The following is a 22,590-nucleotide window of genomic DNA, read 5'->3' as shown; positions in this document are numbered from 1 at the left end:
GCAGGGTTGTTGCGCGGCCGGCGCGCAGTTCCTGATCACGAGACAAACGTCTAAAATGGGTGCAGGGTGGGAGGGCGGGCGAACTGAGCTCCACCGACGAGGTGTCCGGATCGCAGCGCCGCAGCATGTCGGAAAAACGCGGACTTGAGCCACTGCTGCGCCCACTCGAGCAGTTCACCAGCCTCCATGCGGCCACCCTCCGGCGGCATGGCTCGCATGCGATCGACCTTTCCTTTCCGAATCCGCGTGTCCGACGAGACGGACGCGCGGTCGATCTGCTCGGCGCGGTAGCCGGCCGCCTCACGGCGGATGAACTGCAGTACACGCCTCTCGGCGGCTCGACGATCTTACGGCGGAAGGTCGCGGGAGTATTGTCGCAGATGACGTGTGTGCCCTATAACTACCGTGACATTGTTTTCACGCCGGGCGGGGCCGCGGCGCTGGCCACCGGCTTCGCGGCGCTGCTCGAGCCGGGTGACGAGGCGCTCGTCCTCACACCCGGGTGGATGGACTACCCCCTCTACCTGCGCCAGCTGGGCGTGGGCTGGCAATTCGTCCGGTACGCGGGAGGATCGCCTGACCTGGCCGCGCTCACCCGGGCGTGGGGTCCGCGAACCCGTGCGGTGATCCTCAGCCAGCCGAACTGCCCGACGGGTGTGATGCTCGGAGCCGCGGAGCTCGCGTCCCTCGCCGAGGCTCTGGTGGACGTGGGCCGCCGGGACGGTCGAATGCCGATCTTGTTCAGCGACGAGGTGCATCGCGACCAGACGTGGGCCGGCGAGTTCGTCAGCCCGGTTCACTTCTATGACAACGTCGTGAGTTTCTACTCACTCGGCAAGGCTTGGTCCCTACAGGGTCAACGCACCGGTTACCTCGCGATATCACCACGTTTCCAGCAGCGAGAATCGGTCCAGCGCGACGCGGTCCGCGCACTCCGCGCGAACGGCGCGTGCGCCCCGACCGTCGTCATGCAGCAGGTCATGGCCGAACTGGCGGGCCACCGTCCAGCCATGGGCAGCCTGGCCGCGGATCAGGACCGTGCTCGTCAGTTGCTGAGGTCGGGCGGCGCCGACGTTGTCGACGCGACGGCCACCGCGTTTGTCTATGTACGTTGTCCCCTCGGTTTGACCGACAGTGAGTTCGCCGAGGCGGCTGCGGCGGAGGGAGTTCTGATCTTACCTTCCGAACTGTTTCATGACAGCTCCCACTATCGGATCGCTTTGAACGTCGGAGGCGAACAGCTGGACGAAGGCCTGCGGCGGCTTGTCCGGATTCACCACGTGACGGAGTCTCGTGGCCCCACCAGGGGGACGTCATGACTGTCCGACCGATAGAACACGAGCAGATCGCGGGCCAGATCGAGGCCTTCGTTCGAGAGGTTGGCCGCATCGCCCCCGACGACAGGGGATTCGATCGTGATGTCGATCTCTTCGAGAGCGGTTATCTCGACTCGCTGGGCGTCATCAGGTTGATAGAGTTCGTAGAGTCCACATTCCTACTGGTACTGGCGGATGAAGATCTGTTCGGTCGGAACTTCACAACAGTTGACGGCATAGCGGGCATCCTCGTCCGCGCGCGGCAGCAGTCGGGGCCGGTGTCGTGACCGGCGAAGCCCACGGGTTGAGCCTCGCCCAGCGGCGAATCTGGTTCGCCGAGCAGCGTGGCGACGCAGCGGCGACCTATGTCATCGAGTCGAGCAGTTGGCTGACCGGCCCCCTCGACCGTGATCGGCTGGACGCCGCCCTGGAGGCGCTCGTCCGGTTGCACCCGCTGCTCGGCATGGGGGTTGCTCCCGATGCCGATGGCCGCCCCTGGCTGAGCGCCGTCCGGACACGGCCCCAGGCCGAGCGGGTGGATGCCGAGGGTCGCACCCGAGCGATGCGGAAGGCAGAGGCACAGCGCATCGCCGAGACCGCCGTCGCGACGCCGTTCGAGGTCGCCGGTGGCCCGCTGCTCCGACCCGTGCTCATCCGGCTCTCCGCGGACGAGCACCTCCTCGTCGTCGCCTACCACCATCTCCTCGGTGACGCCATCTCGTCCCGGATAATCAGACGAGACCTCATGCGGCTCTACGCGGCCGGCCGGTACCCGGAGGCCGGCGCGGCCGGCAGTTGCGGAGACGGTCTTCAGGTCGATCTCGCCGGCGAGCAGGCCGAGGACGGGAGCGCCGAGCAGCGGGCCGCTGACGCCGCAACCACGGCGCGGAGGTTGGCCGGGTCCCCACCCGGAAGCACGTTCCGGCCGACAGGAAGCCGCGCGGGCCACACGTCACCGCGGGCCAACTGGTGCCAAGCCGTCGTCGACGACGACCTCATCGAGGGCGTCGCCCGTCTTGCGCGCAGCTGCCGGGCCAGTCCTTTCGTCGTCCACCTCACGGCCCTGCACCTGCTTGTCCAGCGGTACAGCGGTCAGGATCAGACTCTCGTCGGCTTCATGACCGGGAACCGCTCCGCCGCGCGGCGCGAGAGCGTGGGTCTGCATGCTCAGACGTTGGTGAGCAGACTCGACGGGAGCGACCGGACCGGGCGGGGCGCCATCACCCAGGTCCGCACCGACCTCGTTGACGCGGTCCGCTGTGAGAAGGCTCATCTCGAAGACGTGCTGCAGCTGCTACCCGAATATGGTTCGCGCGCCGGGAACCCGTTCTTTCAGTGCTTCCTCAGCTACATAGATCTTGGCCCGGAGATCATAGCGGAAGATCTCACGGCGACGCCGGCGATCGTCCCGCTGCGTTTCGCCTGGCTGGACGCGGAGTTGCGAATCTACGTGTGCAAGGGTGGCGACACACACGTTGCCCTGCGGTGTCCCGCGGACCTCTTCGACGTCGAGGGCATCGATCAGCTGTTGTGGCACTACGTCCAGATCCTCCGGTCCTTGACCGCAGATCCGGACACGCCGGCAGCAACACTCGAGGTGATGACGGCACAGGAGTCTGCGCGCGTCCTCGAGCTCGGGACCGGTGCCCCGTCGACGGCCTACGGGACGGTGGCTGCCCTGCTCGCGGACCGCCTCGCCGTCGCGCCCTCGGACAACGTGGCCGTCGCATTCGCCGACCACCATCTGACCTTCGGGGAACTACGGCTGCGCGCCCACCGGGTGGCCGACTACCTCGCCGCGCGGGGCGCTTGTGCAGGCCATGTCGTTGCGGTGCGTACTCCGCGCTCACTGGATCTCGTCGTCGCCGTTGCCGGAGTTCTGCTCGCCGGCGCTGCCGTCGTCCTGGTCGACGCGGAACTACCCGCGGGCCGCCAGGACATCATGATCGCAAACGCGGATCCGGTGGTCGTGCTGACCGACTCGGAGCCGTCCGGCGTCCACCGGTCCAGGAAACAGGATGAGCACAACGGCTCGTGGGCCTTCGTGACAGTCGCGGACGCTGTGCGGGAAGGTGGGAGACCGGACACGCCGCCGCGGACACCGGCTGCCACCGACCTGGCGTACGTGCTCTACACATCCGGCTCCACCGGCACGCCGAAGGCTGTCGGGAACACGCAGGCCGGCCTGGTGAACCGAATCGCCTGGATGCAGGACTACTACGCCATCGGGCCCGGCGACAGTGTGCTGCACAAGACACCCATCTCCTTCGACGTGTCCGTCTGGGAACTGATCTGGCCGCTCGTGGCCGGTGCTCGGATGGTGGTCGCCAGGCCGGGCGGGCACCGGGACCCCGAGTACCTGGGCAACCTCATCCGTCGAGCGGGAGTGACGGTCGTGCACTTCGTCCCGTCGATGCTCGCGGCGTTTCTCGCGGCCGGCCAGGCACGGGAGCCGCTCCCGCTCAGGCACGTCATCCTCAGCGGCGAGTCACTGAAGAGCTCGCTGGCCGGCGAGCTGCTGACGAGCTGCCCCGCGGAGGTCCACAACCTGTATGGCCCCACCGAGGCGGCTATCGACGTCACGTCATTCACCTGCCGGCCGGAGAACATCGGTGCGGCGGTCCCGATCGGGCTCCCGACGCCCGGAACCCGCGTCCATGTCCTGAACCGAGCCGGCCGTCCGCAACCGCCGGGAGCCATCGGTGAGCTCCATCTCGGTGGCATTCAGCTGGCTGCCGGCTACCTGGGGCAGGAGCAGCTGACGGCCGAGCGGTTCGGCCCCCATCTCGCAGGATCGGACGAGCGGTTCTACCGAACCGGTGATCTGGGCCTGATGCGTCGAGACGGTGTGCTCGAGTATATCGGCCGAGTGGATCGGCAGATCAAGATCCGCGGCTACCGAATCGAACCCGGTGAGATCGAAGTTGCCCTCGAACGGATCGACGGGGTCCGACAGGCCGCGGTGATCGCACCCGAGCGCAACGGCGCCAGGGAACTGGTCGCTTTCGTGCACGCCGAGGTGGGGTCCACAACAGTGTCGCGAGGTCCCCGGGTTGCGGATGCCCGGGTGATCGCTGCGCAGCTCACCACCTTCCTGCCCGAGTACATGGTTCCGTCGCGTTTCCATATGGTGGAATCACTTCCGACGTCGACGTCCGGCAAGATGGATTACGCGCGCCTCCTCGACGAGGACGCTCGGATCACCACCGAAGCCGGTACCCGGGCCGAATCGGGAACGCTGTCGGACACGCGGACTGCACCGCCGAACGAGGTGTCGCAGCTGCTGCTGCATATCATGCGGACGGTCGTGCAGCGAGCTGACCTCGGGATCGATGACTCCTTCTTCGCATGCGGCGGTGACTCCATCCGGAGTCTCGAAGTGGTGGCCCAGGCCCGCTCCGTAGGGCTGGCATTGTCGGTGGAAGACGTGTTCCTCCATCCCACGGCTCGCCAGCTGGCAGCCGTCGTCGGCCGGAGCTCGGGCCGGGACGAACCCCCTCCGGACCCGTTTTCGCTCGTCGATGCTCACGTGCACGCACAGCTGCCGGAGACGGTAGAGGATGCATATCCGCTGTCCGCAGCGCTGCGCGGACTGGTTGTAGAGTCGAGCCGACCGGGCCGTTACCGGCCTTATCTGACGAGCCTGCGCCTCGGTGGCGAGTTCGACGCCGGCCGATTCGGGCGTGCCTGCGCGGAAACGCTACGGCGTCATCCCGTGCTGCGCAGCTCACTATGGCGTATGGGCGCGGCCGAAGAACCGATCCAGGTGGTACATCGCGACGTGTCCATCCCTGTCGACGTCCAGGATCTGCGGGGGCGCGGCAGTGCCCGGCAGCAACAGGACTTCGACGGGTGGTTCGCCGCGGAGTGGGCTCGCACGTTCGACTGGTATCAGCCGCCGCTGCTGCGCGTCACCGTCCACGTCCTGGGCGACGCCGATTTCAGGCTCACCCTCTCAGAACCTTTCCTCGACGGGATGAGCGTCGCCACCTTCCTCACCGAGCTACTCGACCGGTACCTTGGGTTAAGCGTTCCCGAGGCAGTCGTGGACGTGTGGCCGACTTTCCTCAGGCAGGAACAGGTAGCGTTGACTAGATCCGCGCAGGCCTGGCGAGAACTGCTACAAGGTGCGCCCGACACCTCGATTCCAGGGCTGGCAGCGGAGGCCGACCCTGCCGCTGTGAGCTCCATTGACGTACATTTTCCCACCGAGATCGCCAACGCTCTGGACACTGTGAACCGGCAAACCGGACTACCGACGAAGGCCCTCTTACTGGCAGCCCACACTCGGGTTCTGGCAGTTCTTTCACATCAGCGCGAAGTTGTCACCGCCGTGCTGAACAGCGAACGTCCGGCCACCCCCGGCGGTGTTGACGGGGTCGGCATGTTCATCAATGCAAACGCTTTTCCGGTGAGCGTCGGACATGGCTCGTGGCTCGATCTGGCACAGCGGTTGCATGACCTGGAAAAGCGTATGATGCCGCACCGCGGATTTCCGTTCTCCGAAGTGCGACGACAAGGAATGGTCGGTCAGGTTCATGCCTTGTTCAACTATACACGCTTTCGTTCGTACGAGAACCGTGCGCGTACGGATGAGCTCCGGATTCTGGACCGGCGGGCTACCGACCAGACCTATTTTCCGCTCACCGCACAATTCATGGCCCGCGGTGACGCGCTGACCCTGTCACTCGAGTTCTTCGGAACCGAAGTCCGGTTGGATCAGCGACAGGCCATCGCGAGCATGTACCGAGTGGCGGTGTCCGAACTCGCCCTGACCCCCTATGGGTCACACGAGCACATCGGCCTGGCGACGAGAAGCCAGCAGGCGGTGGTCGACGGGGAGCCGGCCGGGCCGGGTGGGGCGCTCGGTCCCGTGTTCCTCCGAACGGCTGGAGAACACCCGCTCCGCGTAGCGGTCCGCACTCCGGACGGGGCGTGGACGTTCACGCAGGTACGGGAGATGGCCGAAAGGCTTGTGGACGCGCTGCGCAGCGCGGGTGCCGAGCCGGGCGATGTCATCGGCATCCAACTCCCCCGGTCGGCCGCAACCGCGGTCGCCCACCTCGGTGTCCTCCTGCTGGGTGGCGTTTGCCTGCCCATCGATCCCGCGCTGCCGCTGGCCCGGCGGCGGCACATGATCAGCAACTCGCGCTGCCGGCTGGTCGTGACAACGGCCGCGTCGGATCTCGCCGACGTCGTGACCACACTCGTCGCCGACACGGTGTGTACCGACCAGTGCGTGCCGCCGGCGGCGGAGATCCGTGCCGAGCGCCAACCAGACGACCCCGCCTACATCGTGTTCACCTCTGGCTCGACAGGTACCCCGAAAGGGGTTCTGCTCTCACACCGGTCCATTCTCAACCGGCTCCGGTGGGGCTGGCGATGTGCGCCCTTGACCGCTCGTGACGTGCTGGCGGTGAGGACGCCGGCGGCGTTCGTCGACGCGATTGCCGAGATGCTCGGCGGGCTGCTGGGTGGCGCAACGAGTTACCTTGTTCCCGAAGAGGACAGGTCGCCGGTCGAACTGCTCAAGCACCTAGAGAGGGCCGGCGCCACGCGCGTCACCATGGTGCCGACCCTGCTGGAACAGTTCCTGGAAAGTGGGGAGGACCTTCGAACACGAGTCCCGTCGTTGAACTGCTGGCAGCTCAGCGGGGAGCCGCTGTCCTTGGCGCTGGTACGCCGGCTCCGTGCATACTTTCCGTCGGCCCAGATCATCAACTTGTACGGTTGCACCGAAGTGACCGCCGATGCCACCGCGCACTGGGTCCGAGGTGACGAAGAAGGTGTCACGGCGCCGGTCGGTGTGCCCATCGACGGGTGCACGGTCATGGTGATGGACCCCTGGGGACACGCCGTGCCGACCGGAATCACGGGTGAGGTCGCGGTCGGCGGAGTTCCGATGAGTGTCGGCTACCTGACATCTCCGGATGTGCACGAGGCGCCGGATGTGCACGAGGAAGAGTCCCGCTGGTTTCGTACCGGTGACCTCGGAGTGCTGGACTTCGACGGATCGTTGCACTGTCGGGGTCGGCGTGACCGCCAGTTCAAGGTCCGCGGCGTGCGGCTGGAGAGCGCCGAGATCGAGGCGGCGCTCGGGTCGTTGCCCGGGGTCGCGCGGGCTGTGGTGGTTCCGGACGAGCGCGGCCTGACCGCCTTCGTGGTCGCGCCGGACGGCGACAGGGCCGTGGAGGTCGCCGCCATGCGGCAGGCCGTGATCGACGCCCTTCCGGCTGCTGCGGTACCGACATCCTTCGCCGTCGTCGCGACGCTGCCCCTGACACCATCGGGCAAGGTTGACTACGCTGGGCTGCGTGATCTAGGCACGCCACTGAAGAGCCCGACACGCGGCGGTGAACCCAGGACGCTGGTGCAACGTGAGCTGGCGGCTCTCTGGCGGACCCATTTGCGGGTTGAGGTGGTGGCACTGGAGTCGGACTTCTTCGAGCTCGGAGGGCACTCGCTCCATGCCGTGATGCTGGTCGCCGACCTGCGTGACCGCATGGGTGTCGACCTCGGCGTCGGTGACGTCTTCCACTCGCCCCGGCTCGCCGACCAGGCCGAGCTGGTCAGGAGAGAATTGCTGCGCCAGGCGGCCGAGGACGACCTCCGCGGCTCGGATGATGGACCCCCTTCGTGAATCTGAGCCTCTTCTACTTCGCCGCCAACGCTTCCCGACCCACGTCGGATCCGTATCGGCTACTTCTCGAAGGAGCCCGTTTCGCGGATCGCAACGGCTTTTCTGCGGTCTGGACGCCGGAGCGGCATTTCGCGCAGTTCGGCGGGCTGTACCCCAACCCTTCCGTCACCGGGGCCGCCGTCGCGGCCATCACCAGTAGAATCCAGATCAGAGCCGGCAGTGTCGTGGTTCCATTGCATCATCCGCTACGGCTGGCGGAAGAGTGGTCGGTGCTCGACAACTTGTCAGGTGGCAGAATCGGACTCTCGCTCGCCCCGGGATGGAACCCCACCGATTTCGTCCTGCAGCCCGACGCGTTCGAACGGCGTCGCGAGCTGACCGAGGACAGCGTGGAATGGCTGCGTACCATCTGGCGTGGCGAACCGGTCGCGTGCCCGAGCGCATCCGGCCTGGAGCTGATGGTGTACCCCCGGCCGGTCTCCAATCCACTGCCGCTGTGGCTCACCACCAGCGGTGCACCGGCTATTTTCACACTGGCCGGACGGGCGCGGACCGGCGTGCTGACTCATCTGATGAACCAGAGCCTCGATGAGCTGGCCGAGAAGATTTCGCTCTATCGCGAGGCGCTGCGGGACAGTGGTTCGCGGGACAGTGGCTCGCAGTGGCGCGGGCACGTCACCTTGATGCTGCACACATACGTGAGCAACTCCGGTGATGCCGCCGACGTAGCCCGGCCCGCCTTGACACGGTATCTCACGGCGGCGCTGCAAGCTTTCTCCGCCGACGCGGAAATTTTGCATGAGCGGGCCGACCGAAAGCTCCGGCTGGCCGTCAGCGCTGCTCGCGAGCGCTACCTTTCATTGGATGGACTCATCGGGAACGTGGATGAGGCGGTGCGGTTGGTACGGAAGTTCGAGCAGGCCGGCGTCGATGAGATCGCGTGCCTCGTGGACTTCGGTATCGACACCGCCACCGCACTCAGGGGGCTGGGCCCACTCGCGCAGGTACTCAAGCAGTCACCGGGTTCATAACGGTTGGTCCGTGCCGAACCGGGCCACCATCATGCGACGGACCGTCATGCGGTCGGTCTTGCCTGAGTCGGTTCGCGGCGGTTCACGGACGATCATGTAGTGGTGTGGTCGCAGGTGCGGCGTCAACGTGGCCCGTGCATGGGCATCCAGTCGGCTCGCCAGCGAAGAGTCTTCGATGTCGCTACCGATCGGGATGACAGCGGCTATGATAAGGGGTTCGGAGTCTTCCGCCGGCAACGGCCGGACAATTATTTCCGTCGCCAGCCCGGAGGCAAGCAGGCCGGCCTCGATCTCTCCGGGGTTCGTCCGTATGCCGCGGGACTTGAAGAGCTCGTCCCCGCGGCCGACGTAGTACAGGTAACCTTGCTCGTCCGTCGTGACGTTGTCGCCCGAATACACCACGACCTGAGGTACGGCCCCGGGGGGTGGAAACGGGTGCGGGCGAAAGACCTTGGTCGTGGCTTCGGGCTGGCGCCAGTAGCCAGCGGCTACCGTGGGACCGCTGTGGACCAGCTCTCCGAGCTCACCGGGACCACATCGATGACCGTCAGCCCCGACGACCAGCAGTTCGGTGTTCGGGATCGCCCGTCCCATGGAACCGGGGCGCAGATGCAGTTCCGCTGGCGGCAGATAGGAGGACCGGAACGCCTCGGTGAGTCCGTACATGGCCACGATTTCGGTATTCGGGTGGTGCCGCTGGAGCAAATCGATCGTCATACTGCTCAATGGCCCACCTGAATTGGTAATGTACCGCAGCGACGGTAGCTCCATGTGCAGGAACGGCGACGGGCGCCGCAGGAGCAGCGACCAGATGGCGGGGACGCCGGCCAGCCCGGTCACCGCGTAGTCAGCTATGGAGCGACAGATGTCCGGAGCGAACGACGAGTTCTGCGGGACTACGCAGCCGCCGGCGTGAAAGGTCGCGAGGACCTGGTTGAGCCCGTAGTCGAAGTTCCACGGCAGCAGACCGAGGGCGCGGTCGGCGGGGCACAACCCGAGATAATCGGCGACGATCTGCGCGCCGCTGACCAGGTTCTCGTGGGTGACCATCACCCCCTTCGGTCCGCCCGTCGAGCCCGAGGTGTAGAGGAGGACCGCGAGATCACGTCCGATCACCGGCGGCGCCGCTGCGGGGTCTGCGCTGCTCGCGTCGTCCGACGCCTCGTCAGGTCCCAGCGCGAGCACGGCATCGGAGGGCAGGGTGGACGGCAGCAGGTGTCGCTGTCGATCATCGACCACAACGGCACGCGGCTGGCTGTCCCGCAGGATGTGGTCGATCTGTGCGCGGCGCACGCCGTCGCCGAGAAAGACGGCCACCCCGCCGAGCAGCTGAATCCCGAAGAAGGACGCGAGCGCTGCGTGTCCGCGCGCCTGAAAAATGGCGACCCGATCTCCCTTGGCAACTCCGATCCGGGCGAGGCTGCGGCTGCGTCCGTGCGCCTCGACGAAGAGTTCCCGGTAGCTGACCCGGCCCGCTGCGCTGAGGAGCGCCGGTGCTTCCGGTCGCGTCCGGACATTTGATGTCAGGAGATCAGTGATGACATGCACAGACATACACACCGGCCGCCGATCGATACTCGGTGATCACAGCCGCACCGGGAGGTGGAGGCTGACGAGACCGGATCCGGAGCCGGTCAGCTGCCCGCCGAGGCGCGTGACGAAGTTCTGTAGGGGGGCGTTGCGGGGGGTGCGCACCAGGTCCATGCGCACAGTGGCAATCTTCGCCGCCCGCGCGTCCCGCAGGATGACCTCGACCATCTCCTCCTCCACCCCGCGGCCGAGCACCCGGCAGCTCAGGAGCAGGGCCTCGATCCACAGCGTGTCGCCCACGACCCGGTCGGCGACCAGACCGACGCGACCGTAGTCGCCGATCCGGTCCTTCACCTGCACGATCCATGTCCGGCGGTCCGGGTCGGCCCGGTCCGAACCCGCTGGGAGCCGGAAGCCGGGGACGACGTGGGCGAACTGGTTGGTGCGGGCCAGGAGTTGGCGCGCACGCGGCCATGCGGATGCGTCGAGGGGACGTGCCGTCACCTCGACCTGCAGCGACGCGACGTAGTCGAGGTGGCTCGGCGCCGCGGCGCGCGCGGCACGGCGGCGGCGCTCGTCCTCGTAGCTGCCCGCCCGCGTCCGGTCCTCGGGCGTGGTGTGCGACCGCTCGAACAGCCAGGAGGTGCCCAGCAGCGTGACCAACCCGCCGCCCGACGTGAAGTCGGGTACGGCGACCTGCGGCAGCGCACTCCTGACCAGCGCACGCTGCACATCGTTGTCGTCGAGGAACACGAAGGTGTCCAGGCCGAGTCCCAACTCGCCGGCGAGCTCGACGAGCATGCGGTCCTTGGGTTGCCAACCGACCCGTCGAGCACTCAGGTGCTCGGCCCGCAGCCCACCCCCGGACGGGGGCGCTGCGAGCACGTCGAGCACGTCGAGTTCGACGTTGTGACTCGCCAGGCACAGCAGCCGTCCGGACGCCCGCTGCTGCAGAGCCAGCAGGCCGATCCGGGCGTAGGGACCCCCACGGTCGACACCCGCGGGACCGTCCTCCGCGGCCGATCCACCCCACAGCGTTCCGTCCCCGTCGAACACGAGCACCTTCACCGACGGTCGTACCTGCAGCCAGCACCGGCGGGCCAGGCGAGCCGCCAGCTCTGCCAGCCCCGCAGGCTGGTAGGGCACGTGGGCCAGTGTGTCGAGGAACGGTTCGCCCTCCAGCTCGCCTGCCTCGACGACGAGGACACCGCTCTCGGCGGCGCCGTCGCGCGCGGCGGTGGCCAACCGCTCACAGAGGCTGCGGGGGCCCGGTGTCCGCGCGTCGTCGAGCACGCTGAGCAGCAGCGGCGCGGACGCCGTCGCGCGCCACGTGGCCACCCCGGCGACCAGGTCGTGCACCCACTCCTCGGCCCGGCGGGTCGCCTGCGGGTCCGGCTCGGTGTCGTAGTGCGCCGTCTCCCCGCCGTGGGTGTCGACCCACATCCGGCGTAGGAGGTCCGCGATCCGCACCACCAGCACGACCGCCACGACGTCGTCGGCGCAGGGTCTCTTGAGCGGCTCGACAACCTGCCCGTAGGGGCCGGCCTCGACGTCCCACCGCACGCCCTGCCCCTCGAACGCCCGCCGGAGGCCGGCGACCAGGGGCTCGGCGGTGAAGGTGCAGAGCACTACGACTCGCTCGCTCATCGTGTCACCGAACGGTCGGCCGGCGGCCCCCCGGCCCGCTCGGCCACGAGAGCCGCGAGCTCGGCGGCGGTGACCCCGGCGCCGAGGTCGGTCAGGGCCAGCCGGACACCCAGGACACGCCAGAGCCGGGCCAGGACGATCGCGGCGGTCAGCGAGGTGCCACCGAGATCGGCGAACGTGGCCCGCGGGTGGATGTCCTCCGCTAGGAGGACGGCTGCATACGCGACGAGAATCTCTTCAAGGAACGGTTGCGTTTCACCATTCATCGGGAACCGACCCGTCCACTCATCCGAAGACCCCGGCCTGCTCCAGCCTCGTGACGATCCGTTCGGACCAACCGAAAAGGGTTATCAGCACGTCCGGAGCGGATTGCTCGATCGGCTCGACGGTCCCGTCGCCGTCCACCCGCACGGCGAAACCCCCAATCACGACCACCGGCCCGTCGTCGGTGTTTCGGCGGGCGTAGAGCATCGCGTTGAACCGCTGGAACGTCTCGGATTCCTGCGTGCTCCGGTAGAATCCGACGAGGTCGGGCAGCGGCAGCGCCGGAAGGACGTGGCAGCGCTGTACGGCCCGGTTCACCGGTGTCGACCACTGAATCTCCCACCCGTCCGCCGTGGGCCGTGACCGCACCTCGAGAGCGCTGTGGCCGACCCGGTGGGGCCCGGTGTCGAGCAGCACCGGCACCTCGCCCAGCGCAACCGTGTCGAGCAGGAATCGCCCGGTGGGCAGCGTGACGATCGTGGAGAGATGGTCGGGTTCCCGCGCGTCGTCGATCCGGGCCAGGGCGTGGCGCCACGTGAAACCGTGCGCGGTGAGTAGCACACCCAAAGCCCGTGCGGTGGCGACGCACATGCCGCCACACCCTGTCATCGCCCATGCGGCCCAGAAGTCGTCCGGTTCGCTCCCCGGAAGATCATCGAGGCCGGCTCGCAGGGCCAGCACCCGCATGGCGTTGTCGAACGAGACCCGCCGACACCACGTGCGGTACAGCGCCTCAAGTCGATGGTGCGGGTCGACGTGCTCCGGCACGGCGAACGGGAAGCAGGCCGACACCTCGAACGGGGGTTGACAAGAGGTGCTCCGGTCGTGGCCGACCGTGTTCATCGGCTATCCGATCGACGGCCGGTTGCGCCAACGGTCACCGGGCTGCCTTTCGGAGAAGGGGACGCCGCGGGGAAGGGCACTGCGATGCGCGGTCGGCGGCGTTGTCGGACACTGCGACATACAGACAAAGAGTCCTGGCCGATAGTATTATTCGCGGCGAAGCACGTCAACCCTTGAGTCCGTCGAATCGTTCGGCGCAGAGATCATCGAACATGATCCATTAATGGATACGGTTGACAGGCCGACGAGCATACTGCATCATTTGCTCAGAAGACCTGAAAGGATAGGCTCACATCCGGGACGGGCGAGAGAAGAGTCTGTGTTGCGAGAAGAGCCTTCATGACGATCCTGATAATTGACAACTATGACTCGTTCACATTTAATCTCTATCAGCTGGCAGCCGAGGTTTCCGGCAATCGCGTCGATGTCATCAAGAATGACGACCGGGCATCGTGGGAAGCACTGAAGACCGAACCGGTCGAGGCGATTATTCTGTCCCCCGGTCCGGGACGTCCTGACGTGGAGAGCGACTTCGGAATCAGCAGGCTGGCCCTGCAGACTGATCTCCCACTGCTCGGTGTGTGTCTCGGACATCAGGGGCTGTGTCATTTCGAGGGCGGCACAGTGGGTCGGGGCGCCGAGCCCATGCACGGCCGGGTCAGCACGGTCTCGCACGACGGATCCGGAATCTTCACGGGGATTCCCTCACCCTTCGAGGCGGTCCGCTACCACTCGCTGGTGGTGCACGACGTCCCGGACTGCCTGCGGATCACCGGGCGGTCCGCGGACCGGGCCGGCACGCCGGTGGTGATGGCCGTCGCGCACCGCACCCGACCACAGTGGGGCGTGCAGTTCCATCCGGAGTCGATCTCCACTGAGCACGGCCGCCTGCTCATCGAGAACTTTCTGGGGCTTGCGCGTCGGACACCGCGGCGGTTCGACGCCCGGGGCACGAGCAGGCCGGCTGCGAGCAGGCCGGCACAGGGCATCCCGGCCCGCCCCGCCGGACGGACCGAGCGACCTGTGAAGCGGCGACATCGTTTGCTCAGCCACCAGCTGGAACATCACCCGGCGGCCGAGGCGGTGTACACCGCGCTGTTCGCCGCCGGCGACTGCGCCTTCTGGCTGGACAGCTCCGCCGTCGTCGCGGGCCTGTCGCGGCACTCCATCCTCGGAGGTCGCGGTCCCCTGGGTGAGTGGGTGACAGCGATAGCCAACCGCGGCGTGCGGGTCCAGACGGCCACGGGCGCCGAGGCCCACCTGGAGGAGAGCATATTCGACTACCTGGCGCGGGAGACCGCAGCGCGTGCGGTCGAGGGGCCGCCGAGTGGGTGCGGCTTCGCGCTCGGGTACGTCGGCTACCTCGGCTACGAGCTCAAGGCCGAGTGCGGCGGCGACCTCGTGCATGCCTCAGACCTGCCTGATGCGGCGTTCCTCTACTGCGACCGTGCCGTGATCATCGACCACCTGCTCGGTCGGACATGGCTGCTCACCCTCGTCGACGAGGACACCGAGCTCGCGGGCCGTTCGTGGCTGGCCGAGGCAGCCTGCGCCGTACTCGCCGCCCCCGTGGCCGGGGCCGCCGGGGTCGCGGCGCCGACCCCGGAGGTACCGGTGCCCTTCACCGCTCGGGACTCACCCGAGGAGTACCGCGAGCTGATCGGGCACTGCCTCGCCGAGATCCGGGAGGGTGAGACCTACGAGGTGTGCCTGACCACCACGATGACGGCGCGCGCACGAATCGATCCGGTCACCACCTATCGGGAGCTGCGGCGGCGCAGCCCGGTGCCCTACGGCGCGCTGTTGCACCTGCCCGGCGTCGACGTGCTCAGCGCGTCCCCCGAACGGTTCCTCACGATCTCCGCGGACCGGGAGGTGGAGGCCAAGCCGATCAAGGGCACCCGGCGGCGGGGGCGGACACCCGTCGAGGACGCGCGACTGGCCGCAGAGCTCGGCACCGCGGAGAAGGACCGCTCCGAGAACCTCATGATCGTCGACCTGTTGCGCAACGACCTCGGGAAAGTCGCCGCGATCGGTTCCGTCCACGTTCCCACGGCCTTCGCCGTCGAGACCTACGCGACAGTGCACCAGCTTGTCAGCACGGTGCGTGCGCGGCTGCGTGAGGACGTCTCGCCCGTCGACTGCGTGCGCGCGGCGTTTCCGGGGGGGTCGATGACGGGCGCACCCAAGATCCGGACGATGCAGATCATCGACCGGCTCGAGCGCGGCGGGCGCGGCGTCTACTCCGGGGCGCTGGGCTACTTCTCACTGACCGGATCTGTCGACCTGAGCATTGTTATCCGCACGCTGGTCGTCCGCGGTGAGGACGTCAGCGTCGGGGCGGGCGGTGCGGTCGTCGCACTCTCCGACGCCGGCGAGGAGGTGGCGGAGATGCAACTCAAGGCCGAGGTTCCGATGGCCGCGGTGCGCGTGACCGCGCAGCCCCCCGGCCCAGATCAGGGGCTGTGCACGCCGCCGGTGGCACACCCACCGGGCAAGCACGAGATCGCTGTGTGACGACGCCCCCGCAACGGGCTGCTCGTACGGGCCCGAGCGCGGCGGACACCGCGCGGAGCCCTCACTCCGCGGACCTCAGGAGGAATGACATGACACAAGACCGAGACCGGCAGGCCGACGCGGGCGGTGACGCGCCGGGGGCGCCCGAGCTGGAGAGGGCACGTGAGCGCATCGACGAGCTCGATGGTGAGCTGGTGCGCGTGCTCGCCGAGCGGATGCGGGTCTGTGCGGAGATCGCCGAGGTCAAGGCCGCCTCGGGGGTCTCCATGATGCAGCCCAATCGGCTCGCCCACGTCCGCGACCGGATGCTGGCCCAGGGACGAGCCGCTGGGCTGAGCGAGTCGTTCGTGCACCAGATCGTCAGCGTGATCACCGAGGAGTCGTGCCGGCTGGAGGCTGCGATCATCGACGGTGACGAACCACTCGCGACGGACGCCACCCGGCACTCCCAGATCCAGGCCATCGACCATATCGCGATCGCGGTCGAGGACCTGGAGACGGCGGTGGCCGAGCTGCGCGACCACTATGGCTTCGAGGTCATCGAGCGCCGCTCGGTCGAAGGCGAGTACAGCGGCATGGTGTCGGCGACCATGCGAGCCGGCGGGGCCACCTTCGTGGTGTGCCAGGGCACCTCGGAGCGGTCCAACGTCAGCCAGTACATCGCCCACCGCGGACAGGGGGTGCAGCACGTGGCGCTGGCGGTCGGTGACCACACAGCCCTGCTGACGGATCTGCGCGTCGCCCAGGCCGACCTGCTGACGGGGATCATCCACGCCCCGGGCCTTGACCAAACCTTCACCCGGCGCAGCACCGCCACCGGCCTGCAGCTGGAATTCATCAGCCGCACGGGTGGCGCCACCGGCTTCGAGGACGACAACGTCCGCGAGCTGTTCGAGTCCATGGAACGGGAGAACGTCTGGTGAATCCCGAGCCGGCAGGACCCGAGGCCGCCTTGGTCTGAGGGGACCAGTATGAGCATCTCCCACCGCCGGCTGGGCGGCACGGGCCTGGAGGTCTCCGCGGTGTCACTGGGCGCGTGGACCACCATCGGTGACCGGCTCGCCGACGACGAGGCGCTCGTCCTGCTGCACCGCGCCCATGAGGCCGGGGTGAACCTGTTCGACCACGCCGAGACCTACGCCGCGGGAAGCGGGGAGCGCGCGTTCGGGAGGCTGCTGACCCGCCTGGGCTGGGACCGCGAGACCTTCGCGGTGTGCGCGAAGGTGTTCTGGGGTGTGCACCAGCGACGACCCGGCACGTGGGGGCTGAGTCGCAAGCATGTGCGTGACGGGTGTGAGCGCTCCCTGCGCAGCCTCGGCGTGGACTACCTGGACCTGTTCCTGTGCCACCGCTTCGACCCCGATGTCCCGCTGGCGGAGACCGTGACGGCGATGTCGGACCTGGTCCGCCAGGGAAAGGTGCTGTACTGGGGCACCTCGGAATGGGAGCCCGAGCAGATCCGGGCCGCGCACGAGATCGCCGCCTCCGGTGGAGGGGTGGCGCCGGTCGTCGAGCAGCGCCAGTACAACATGGTTGTCAGAGATCGGGTCGAGGGCGACTTCGCCGAGGTCCAGCGCGACCTCGGGCTCGGCCTGATGACCTGGTCCCCGCTGCTCTACGGACTGCTGGCCGGCCGCTACGACGACGGGATGCCTACCGACGCCCGGCTGTGCCAGCCGGAGCTGCAGTGGCTGCGGCACACGGCGCTCGGCGATGATGAGCAGGCCGCCCTCACCCGGATCCGTCGCCTCACCGCGCTGGCTCGCGAGACCGGGCGCCATCCCGTGTCCATGGCGCTATCGTGGGTCCTGCGCAATCCGCAGGTCGACACCGCCCTGTGCGGCGCGTCGTCCGGCGCACAACTCAGCACGCTCCTCGCTGCCGCGGAGCTCCCGACGCAGCTCGACGCCGCGACATTGCGCGCGATCGACGCCGCGCTCGCCGACCCTGCCGACTCGTCGTCGCACCGCTCCTGTGCCCGCTGAACCAGCGCTCCGGCGGGTCCGACCGACGCCACCTGGCAAGAAAACTGCGATGTCATCGACAATGCCGCCGTTGACCGCTGCAGTTATGTGTCCGACGAGCTGGGCCTGGCCTGCCCGTCCGGCTCGCCGGGGACGGCTCCGCGGTCCTGGACGGGTTGCGTGCCTCCCACGGCGTCGGGCGTGGTCGACGCGGCGAGGTCTTCGAACATGCGTCGGCAGTCGTTGCCCAGCGGGTCGCGGCGCTCGCCCAGCCACGCCGCGATATTGGCCAGGGTGGTGGGCATGCCGCCCGACAGGCGCAGCTCCTGGTTCAGGTGGGCGAGCGCCGCGGCAAGTCCTTCGCGGGAGTCGGCCGCGAATGTGTTGCGCACCTGGATGTCTTCGTAGACCTCGGGCGCCCCGTTGCTGATTCTGGCTAGCAGGAGCAGCATGACACGGCACGGCGGCGGGGCCAGGGCCCAGACGTCGTCCACGGACAGCGGCGAGGCGGCGAGCACCGCGCCGAGGGCCAGCACCGCTGCGTGCACACCGGCCTGGACGGCCGCACAGAGGCGGTCGTGCTCAAGGACGTCTCGAACTTCTATGACGCGCAGCCCCCATCTGGCGAGCAGCGCAACGAACCGGCGGCCCGCCGGCCCGCCGTCAGGGTCGACGACCAGGCACGGCCGCCCGGCCGGCGCCAGGCTAGGGGCGAACATCGGGTTGACACTGAGGACCGGCGGCCGTCCGACGACCCCCGCCCACACCGGTGCAATCGCCATCTTGACCGACGTCGTGTCGACGACGAGGGCCCTCGACGCGGTCGTCAGCACGTGCTGCAGCGCCTGGCGGGTCACCGACTCCGGCAGGGCGAGCACCACTAGCCCGGAACCGGCCAGGGCACTTCCGTACTCGCCGGTCGGGGGGTCGTTGGCATCGGTGCCGGTGCGGCGGTCGAACGAGCGCACGCGGACGCCGTCGGCGGCGAGCAGCCCGGCAAACATCTCCCCGACCGCTCCCGAGCCAATAACGACAGCGTTGCCGAAACTGTGTGTCATGTTCGGGAATTGTGCCCGATTGTCCGGCCTGCGGCACCCGGCCGCGGGGCCGACGACCCAACCCGGCCGACGAGGTGGAGACCAACTGTGAAGATGAGCGAACGTGCATGGTTCAATGGCCAGGTAGTGCCTCACCACAGCGCTGACCCGTCGGTTGCTAGCAACACACTGCACCTCGGCATTGCGGTCTTCGACGGATGCGTCGCCTACTGGAACGACGACCACTGGCATCAGCACCTGATGCGGGAGCACATGGAGCGGTTCCACCGGGGAGCAGCGCGGATGGACCTCGCACTTCCCTGGGGAGTCGAGGAACTCCTCGACGGTGTCCACCTATTGCTCGACACCTTGCCGCGCCGTACGCATTACATCCGGCCGATAGCCTATCGCACCGCACCGGAGGTGTTCTTCTCCGTCGATGTCGAGTCGACGAGCGCGTGCATGTTCGCCGTCCCCATTACACGCGACGTCGATGGCGCCGTCCGTTGCCAGCTCTCCTCGGTCGAACGGGTGCGGCACACGGCGATCGATGTCACCTGGAAGGTGTCGGGTGCCTACGCCAACAGCTACCTGTGCGAGCGGGAGGCGCGACGCGCCGGTTTCGACACGGGCGTGATGCTCAACTCGGCCGGCCTGATCTGCGAGGCGAGTTCCTCAAACCTGTTCTTCGTGGCCGACCGCACGTTGGTCACGCCCCGCCTCGATGGCGACGTCTTTCCTGGCCTGACCAGGGCGCTACTCATCGACCAGGCACGCGCCGCCGACATCACCTTGGTGGAACGTGACGTGCACCCCGCCGAGCTTCCCAATTTCGACGCCGCGCTGCTCTGCGGGACGCTCAGCGAGGTGCGCCCGGTGAGTTGCATCGGCGACGTGAATTGGCCCTCCGCAGATGATCCGACTGTGCGTCACGTGATCGACCGCTTCCGGCGGTCGACCCACCGCTGAGCTTGATCTTCTTCCTCCGGGTCCCACAGGTGGGCTCCCGGTCGCAAGCATTGATTGTGACTGGAGAATAGTCTGACATCGGCAATTACGCCGTCTGATCTCTCCTCGGAGCGGGGGATTCTTGGGGGGTTCGGAAAATCAGGGCGGCTCTCGACGTGGCAGTCCCGGACGGCGTCGGGACCTATGTCACGGGTGCTCGGGGCTGCATGGTAAGCTTGGCAAAAATTCTGGTGCATTCCGACACTGCCGGATCTCAAATTCAGTGAAGCGTACGGAAAGACATGCACCAGCTAGGTGGAAGGGTGTGACATGACAGACATGCTGGTGCCTCCCTCGCCGGGGGGCGACCGGATCGAGCCAGTTGACATCGAAGACGAGATGCAGCGTTCCTATATCGACTACGCGATGAGCGTAATTGTCGGCCGGGCGCTGCCGCTCGTGGAGGACGGGCTCAAGCCGGTGCACCGTCGCGTACTGTATTCGATGTATGACTCCGGATTCCGGCCGGACCGGTCTCACGTCAAGTGTGCCCGCGTTGTCGGCGACGTGATGGGCAACTACCACCCACACGGCGACTCGGCGATCTACGACGCGCTCGTGCGCTTGGCGCAGCCATGGTCGCTGCGTTACCCGTTGATTGACGGCCAGGGCAACTTCGGCTCGCGCGGCAACGATCCCGCTGCGGCGATGCGCTACACCGAGTGTCGTCTGTCGCCGCTGGCGATGGCAATGATGCAGGATATTGGCGAAGATACCGTCAACTTCTCCGACAATTATGACGGCAAGAGCCAGGAGCCCGACGTCCTGCCGTCCCGGGTGCCCAACCTGCTGATCAACGGCAGCTCCGGCATCGCGGTCGGCATGGCCACCAACATCCCGCCGCACAACCTGCGCGAGGTCGGCGCGGGCGTGGTGTGGGCGCTGGACAACTGGGAGGCCTCCGACGAGGACACCCTCACCGCGCTGATGGGCCACATCAAGGGCCCGGACTTCCCGACCGCCGGCCTCATCGTCGGTCGCGACGGCATCGAGCAGGCCTACCGCACCGGCCGCGGTTCGGTGCGGATGCGCGCCGTGGTGGAGGTCGAGGAGGACGCCAAGGGCCGCACGATCCTCGTCGTCACCGAGCTGCCCTACCAGGTCAACCCGGACAACCTCATCGAGTCGATCGCCACGCAGCACCGCGACGGCAAGCTCGCCGGCATCGCCGAGATCAACGACGAGAGCTCCGACCGCATCGGCATGCGGATCGTCATCACGCTCAAGCGCGACGCCGTCGCGAAGGTCGTGCTGAACAACCTCTACAAGCACACGCAGCTGCAGTACGGGTTCGGCGTCAACATGCTGTCGATCGTCGACGGCGTGCCGCGCACCCTGCGCCTGGACCAGATGGTGCGGCACTACATCCGCCACCAGATCGAGGTCATCGTCCGGCGCACCCGCTACCGGCTGCGCAAGGCCGAGGAGCGGGCCCACATCCTGCGCGGCTACGTCAAGGCGCTCGACGCGCTCGACGAGGTCATCGCGCTGATCCGGGCCTCGGCCACGGTCGAGGTCGCCCGCGCCGGCCTGATCGAGCTGCTCGACGTCGACGACGTCCAGGCGCAGGCCATCCTCGACATGCAGCTGCGGCGCCTCGCCGCGCTGGAGCGCCAGAAGATCATCGACGAGCTGGCCGAGATCGAGCGCACCATCGCCGACCTGCAGGACATCCTCGACCGCCCCGAGCGCCAGCGCCAGATCGTGCGCGACGAGCTCGTCGAGATCGTCGAGAAGCACGGCGACGAGCGCCGCACGCAGATCGTGGCCGACGACGGCGACGTGACCAACGAGGACCTCATCGCCGTCGAGGACATCGTCGTCACGATCACCCAGACCGGCTACGCGAAGCGCACCAAGACCGACCTGTACCGGGCGCAGAAGCGCGGCGGCAAGGGCGTGCAGGGCGCCGCGCTGAAGCAGGACGACATCGTCGCCCACTTCTTCGTGTGCTCCACGCACGACTGGATGCTGTTCTTCACCAACAAGGGCCGGGTCTACCGGCTCAAGGGCTACGAGCTGCCCGAGGCCAACCGCAGCGCGCGCGGCCAGCACGTGGCCAACCTGCTCGCGTTCCAGCCCGACGAGCACATCGCCCAGGTCATGCAGATCAAGAACTACGAGGTGTCGCCGTACCTGGTGCTCGCCACGCGCACCGGCCTGGTGAAGAAGTCGCGGCTCACCGACTTCGACTCGCCGCGCTCGGGCGGCCTGATCGGCATCAACCTGCGCGAGGACGACGAGCTCGTCGGCGCCGTGCTCTGCGCGGCCGACGACGACCTGCTGCTGGTCTCGGCCGAGGGCCAGTCCATCCGGTTCACCGCGAGCGACGAGGTGCTGCGCCCGATGGGCCGCGCCACGTCCGGCGTGCTGGGGATGCGGTTCAACGCGGGTGATCGGCTGCTGTCCCTCGCGGTGGTGCAGGACGACCTGTTCGTCCTGGTCGCCACCACGGGCGGCTACGCCAAGCGCACCCCGATCGAGGACTACCCGGTCCAGGGCCGCGGCGGGAAGGGCGTGCTGACGCTCCAGTACGACCGCAGGCGTGGCACCCTGGTCGGCGCGCTCATCGTCGGCATCGACGACGAGCTGTACGCGATCACCTCCACCGGAGGGGTGATCCGGACGTCGGCCCGGGAAGTGCGCAAGGCGGGCCGGCAGACCAAGGGGGTCCGTCTGATGAACCTCGGCGAGAGCGCCACACTGCTGGCGGTCGCGCGCAACGCCGAGGACGATGCCGACGCCCCGGAGGTCACCGGCGGGTCCTGACCCCGCACGGCCCCTGACCGCTGG

General features: G+C 67.8%; 14 protein-coding genes. 9 read left to right on the top strand and 5 right to left on the bottom strand.

From position 1 onward, the window contains the following. Nucleotides 1-101: 101 nt before the first annotated feature. Genes HOP40_RS07910 through HOP40_RS07895 form a run of 4 tightly spaced genes read left to right on the top strand, consistent with a single transcriptional unit; the run spans nt 102 to nt 8,987 of the window. On the top strand, nt 102-1,319 hold the full coding sequence (locus HOP40_RS07910) for an aminotransferase class I/II-fold pyridoxal phosphate-dependent enzyme (RefSeq protein WP_172156162.1): 1,218 nt from the start codon (nt 102-104) through the stop codon (nt 1,317-1,319). Then, entirely contained in the window at nt 1,316-1,603 is a 288-nt protein-coding gene (locus HOP40_RS07905; protein WP_172156160.1) for an acyl carrier protein, read from the top strand. Before HOP40_RS07910 ends, HOP40_RS07905 begins: the two co-directional genes overlap by 4 nt. After that, the gene (locus HOP40_RS07900) at nt 1,600-7,956 is read left to right on the top strand and encodes a non-ribosomal peptide synthetase (protein ID WP_172156158.1); all 6,357 of its coding nucleotides are present in this window, start codon (nt 1,600-1,602) and stop codon (nt 7,954-7,956) included. The genes HOP40_RS07905 and HOP40_RS07900 overlap by 4 nt, the downstream gene beginning before the upstream one ends. Next, nucleotides 7,953-8,987, top strand: a complete 1,035-nt coding sequence (locus HOP40_RS07895) for a MupA/Atu3671 family FMN-dependent luciferase-like monooxygenase (RefSeq protein WP_172156156.1) — start codon at nt 7,953-7,955, stop codon at nt 8,985-8,987. Before HOP40_RS07900 ends, HOP40_RS07895 begins: the two co-directional genes overlap by 4 nt. Here HOP40_RS07895 and HOP40_RS07890 read toward each other — a convergent pair. From HOP40_RS07890 to HOP40_RS07875, 4 genes are read right to left on the bottom strand one after another with little or no spacing between them, the layout of a single operon-like run. Beyond that, nucleotides 8,982-10,535 (bottom strand): AMP-binding protein, encoded by a 1,554-nt coding sequence (locus tag HOP40_RS07890; RefSeq protein ID WP_172156154.1) that lies wholly within the window; start codon nt 10,533-10,535, stop codon nt 8,982-8,984. The genes HOP40_RS07895 and HOP40_RS07890 overlap by 6 nt on opposite strands. Before the next feature lie 36 nt (nt 10,536-10,571). After that, on the bottom strand, nt 10,572-12,164 hold the full coding sequence (locus tag HOP40_RS07885; protein WP_172156152.1) for an HAD-IIIC family phosphatase: 1,593 nt from the start codon (nt 12,162-12,164) through the stop codon (nt 10,572-10,574). After that, nucleotides 12,161-12,430 carry an acyl carrier protein gene (locus HOP40_RS07880; protein ID WP_172156150.1) on the bottom strand — a complete coding sequence of 90 codons (270 nt, stop codon included), beginning with the start codon at nt 12,428-12,430 and terminating at the stop codon, nt 12,161-12,163. Before HOP40_RS07880 ends, HOP40_RS07885 begins: the two co-directional genes overlap by 4 nt. A gap of 19 nt (nt 12,431-12,449) precedes the next feature. Next, nucleotides 12,450-13,271 (bottom strand): arylamine N-acetyltransferase family protein, encoded by an 822-nt coding sequence (locus HOP40_RS07875; protein ID WP_172156148.1) that lies wholly within the window; start codon nt 13,269-13,271, stop codon nt 12,450-12,452. A gap of 339 nt (nt 13,272-13,610) precedes the next feature. Between HOP40_RS07875 and pabB the strand changes: the two genes are divergently transcribed. The 3 genes from pabB (at nt 13,611) to HOP40_RS07860 (ending at nt 17,773) form a co-directional block, all read left to right on the top strand. Continuing rightward, complete coding sequence (gene pabB, locus HOP40_RS07870) at nt 13,611-15,788, top strand: aminodeoxychorismate synthase component I (protein ID WP_172156146.1); 2,178 nt, start codon at nt 13,611-13,613, stop codon at nt 15,786-15,788. Nucleotides 15,789-15,877: 89 nt separating this feature from the next. Then, nucleotides 15,878-16,711 carry a chorismate mutase gene (locus tag HOP40_RS07865; protein WP_275691366.1) on the top strand — a complete coding sequence of 278 codons (834 nt, stop codon included), beginning with the start codon at nt 15,878-15,880 and terminating at the stop codon, nt 16,709-16,711. Between the two features lie 48 nt (nt 16,712-16,759). Further along, the gene (locus HOP40_RS07860; RefSeq protein ID WP_172156142.1) at nt 16,760-17,773 is read left to right on the top strand and encodes an aldo/keto reductase; all 1,014 of its coding nucleotides are present in this window, start codon (nt 16,760-16,762) and stop codon (nt 17,771-17,773) included. An 83-nt stretch (nt 17,774-17,856) separates the two neighbouring features. Here the strand turns inward: HOP40_RS07860 and HOP40_RS07855 are convergent, their stop codons facing one another. Beyond that, a complete protein-coding gene (locus HOP40_RS07855) occupies nt 17,857-18,810 on the bottom strand; it encodes a prephenate dehydrogenase dimerization domain-containing protein (protein WP_172156139.1) in 954 nt (317 codons plus the stop codon). A gap of 93 nt (nt 18,811-18,903) precedes the next feature. Here HOP40_RS07855 and HOP40_RS07850 point away from each other — a divergent pair, with 93 nt between their 5' ends. Together HOP40_RS07850 and gyrA are read left to right on the top strand one after the other, a co-directional pair. After that, the gene (locus tag HOP40_RS07850) at nt 18,904-19,758 is read left to right on the top strand and encodes an aminotransferase class IV (protein WP_240157762.1); all 855 of its coding nucleotides are present in this window, start codon (nt 18,904-18,906) and stop codon (nt 19,756-19,758) included. Nucleotides 19,759-20,067: 309 nt separating this feature from the next. Beyond that, the gene (gene gyrA, locus HOP40_RS07845; protein ID WP_172156134.1) at nt 20,068-22,566 is read left to right on the top strand and encodes a DNA gyrase subunit A; all 2,499 of its coding nucleotides are present in this window, start codon (nt 20,068-20,070) and stop codon (nt 22,564-22,566) included. Nucleotides 22,567-22,590: the final 24 nt, after the last annotated feature.

It is taken from the genome of Pseudonocardia broussonetiae, from assembly GCF_013155125.1.
GTDB lineage: Bacteria > Actinomycetota > Actinomycetes > Mycobacteriales > Pseudonocardiaceae > Pseudonocardia > Pseudonocardia broussonetiae.
The sequence above is the reverse complement of the archived record's forward strand: the minus strand, read 5'-3'. Positions and strand labels throughout refer to the sequence as shown.

Bases quoted from the DNA above. Each gene is read 5' to 3' on its own strand.
- HOP40_RS07905 (WP_172156160.1), top strand. From the start codon at position 1,316: ATGACTGTCCGACCGATAGAACACGAGCAGATCGCGGGCCAGATCGAG.
- HOP40_RS07885 (WP_172156152.1), bottom strand. From the start codon at position 12,164: ATGAGCGAGCGAGTCGTAGTGCTCTGCACCTTCACCGCCGAGCCCCTG.
- HOP40_RS07880 (WP_172156150.1), bottom strand. From the start codon at position 12,430: ATGAATGGTGAAACGCAACCGTTCCTTGAAGAGATTCTCGTCGCGTAT.
- HOP40_RS07875 (WP_172156148.1), bottom strand. From the start codon at position 13,271: ATGAACACGGTCGGCCACGACCGGAGCACCTCTTGTCAACCCCCGTTC.
- pabB (WP_172156146.1), top strand. From the start codon at position 13,611: ATGACGATCCTGATAATTGACAACTATGACTCGTTCACATTTAATCTC.
- HOP40_RS07865 (WP_275691366.1), top strand. From the start codon at position 15,878: ATGACACAAGACCGAGACCGGCAGGCCGACGCGGGCGGTGACGCGCCG.
- HOP40_RS07860 (WP_172156142.1), top strand. From the start codon at position 16,760: ATGAGCATCTCCCACCGCCGGCTGGGCGGCACGGGCCTGGAGGTCTCC.
- HOP40_RS07855 (WP_172156139.1), bottom strand. From the start codon at position 18,810: ATGACACACAGTTTCGGCAACGCTGTCGTTATTGGCTCGGGAGCGGTC.
- HOP40_RS07850 (WP_240157762.1), top strand. From the start codon at position 18,904: ATGAGCGAACGTGCATGGTTCAATGGCCAGGTAGTGCCTCACCACAGC.
- gyrA (WP_172156134.1), top strand. From the start codon at position 20,068: ATGACAGACATGCTGGTGCCTCCCTCGCCGGGGGGCGACCGGATCGAG.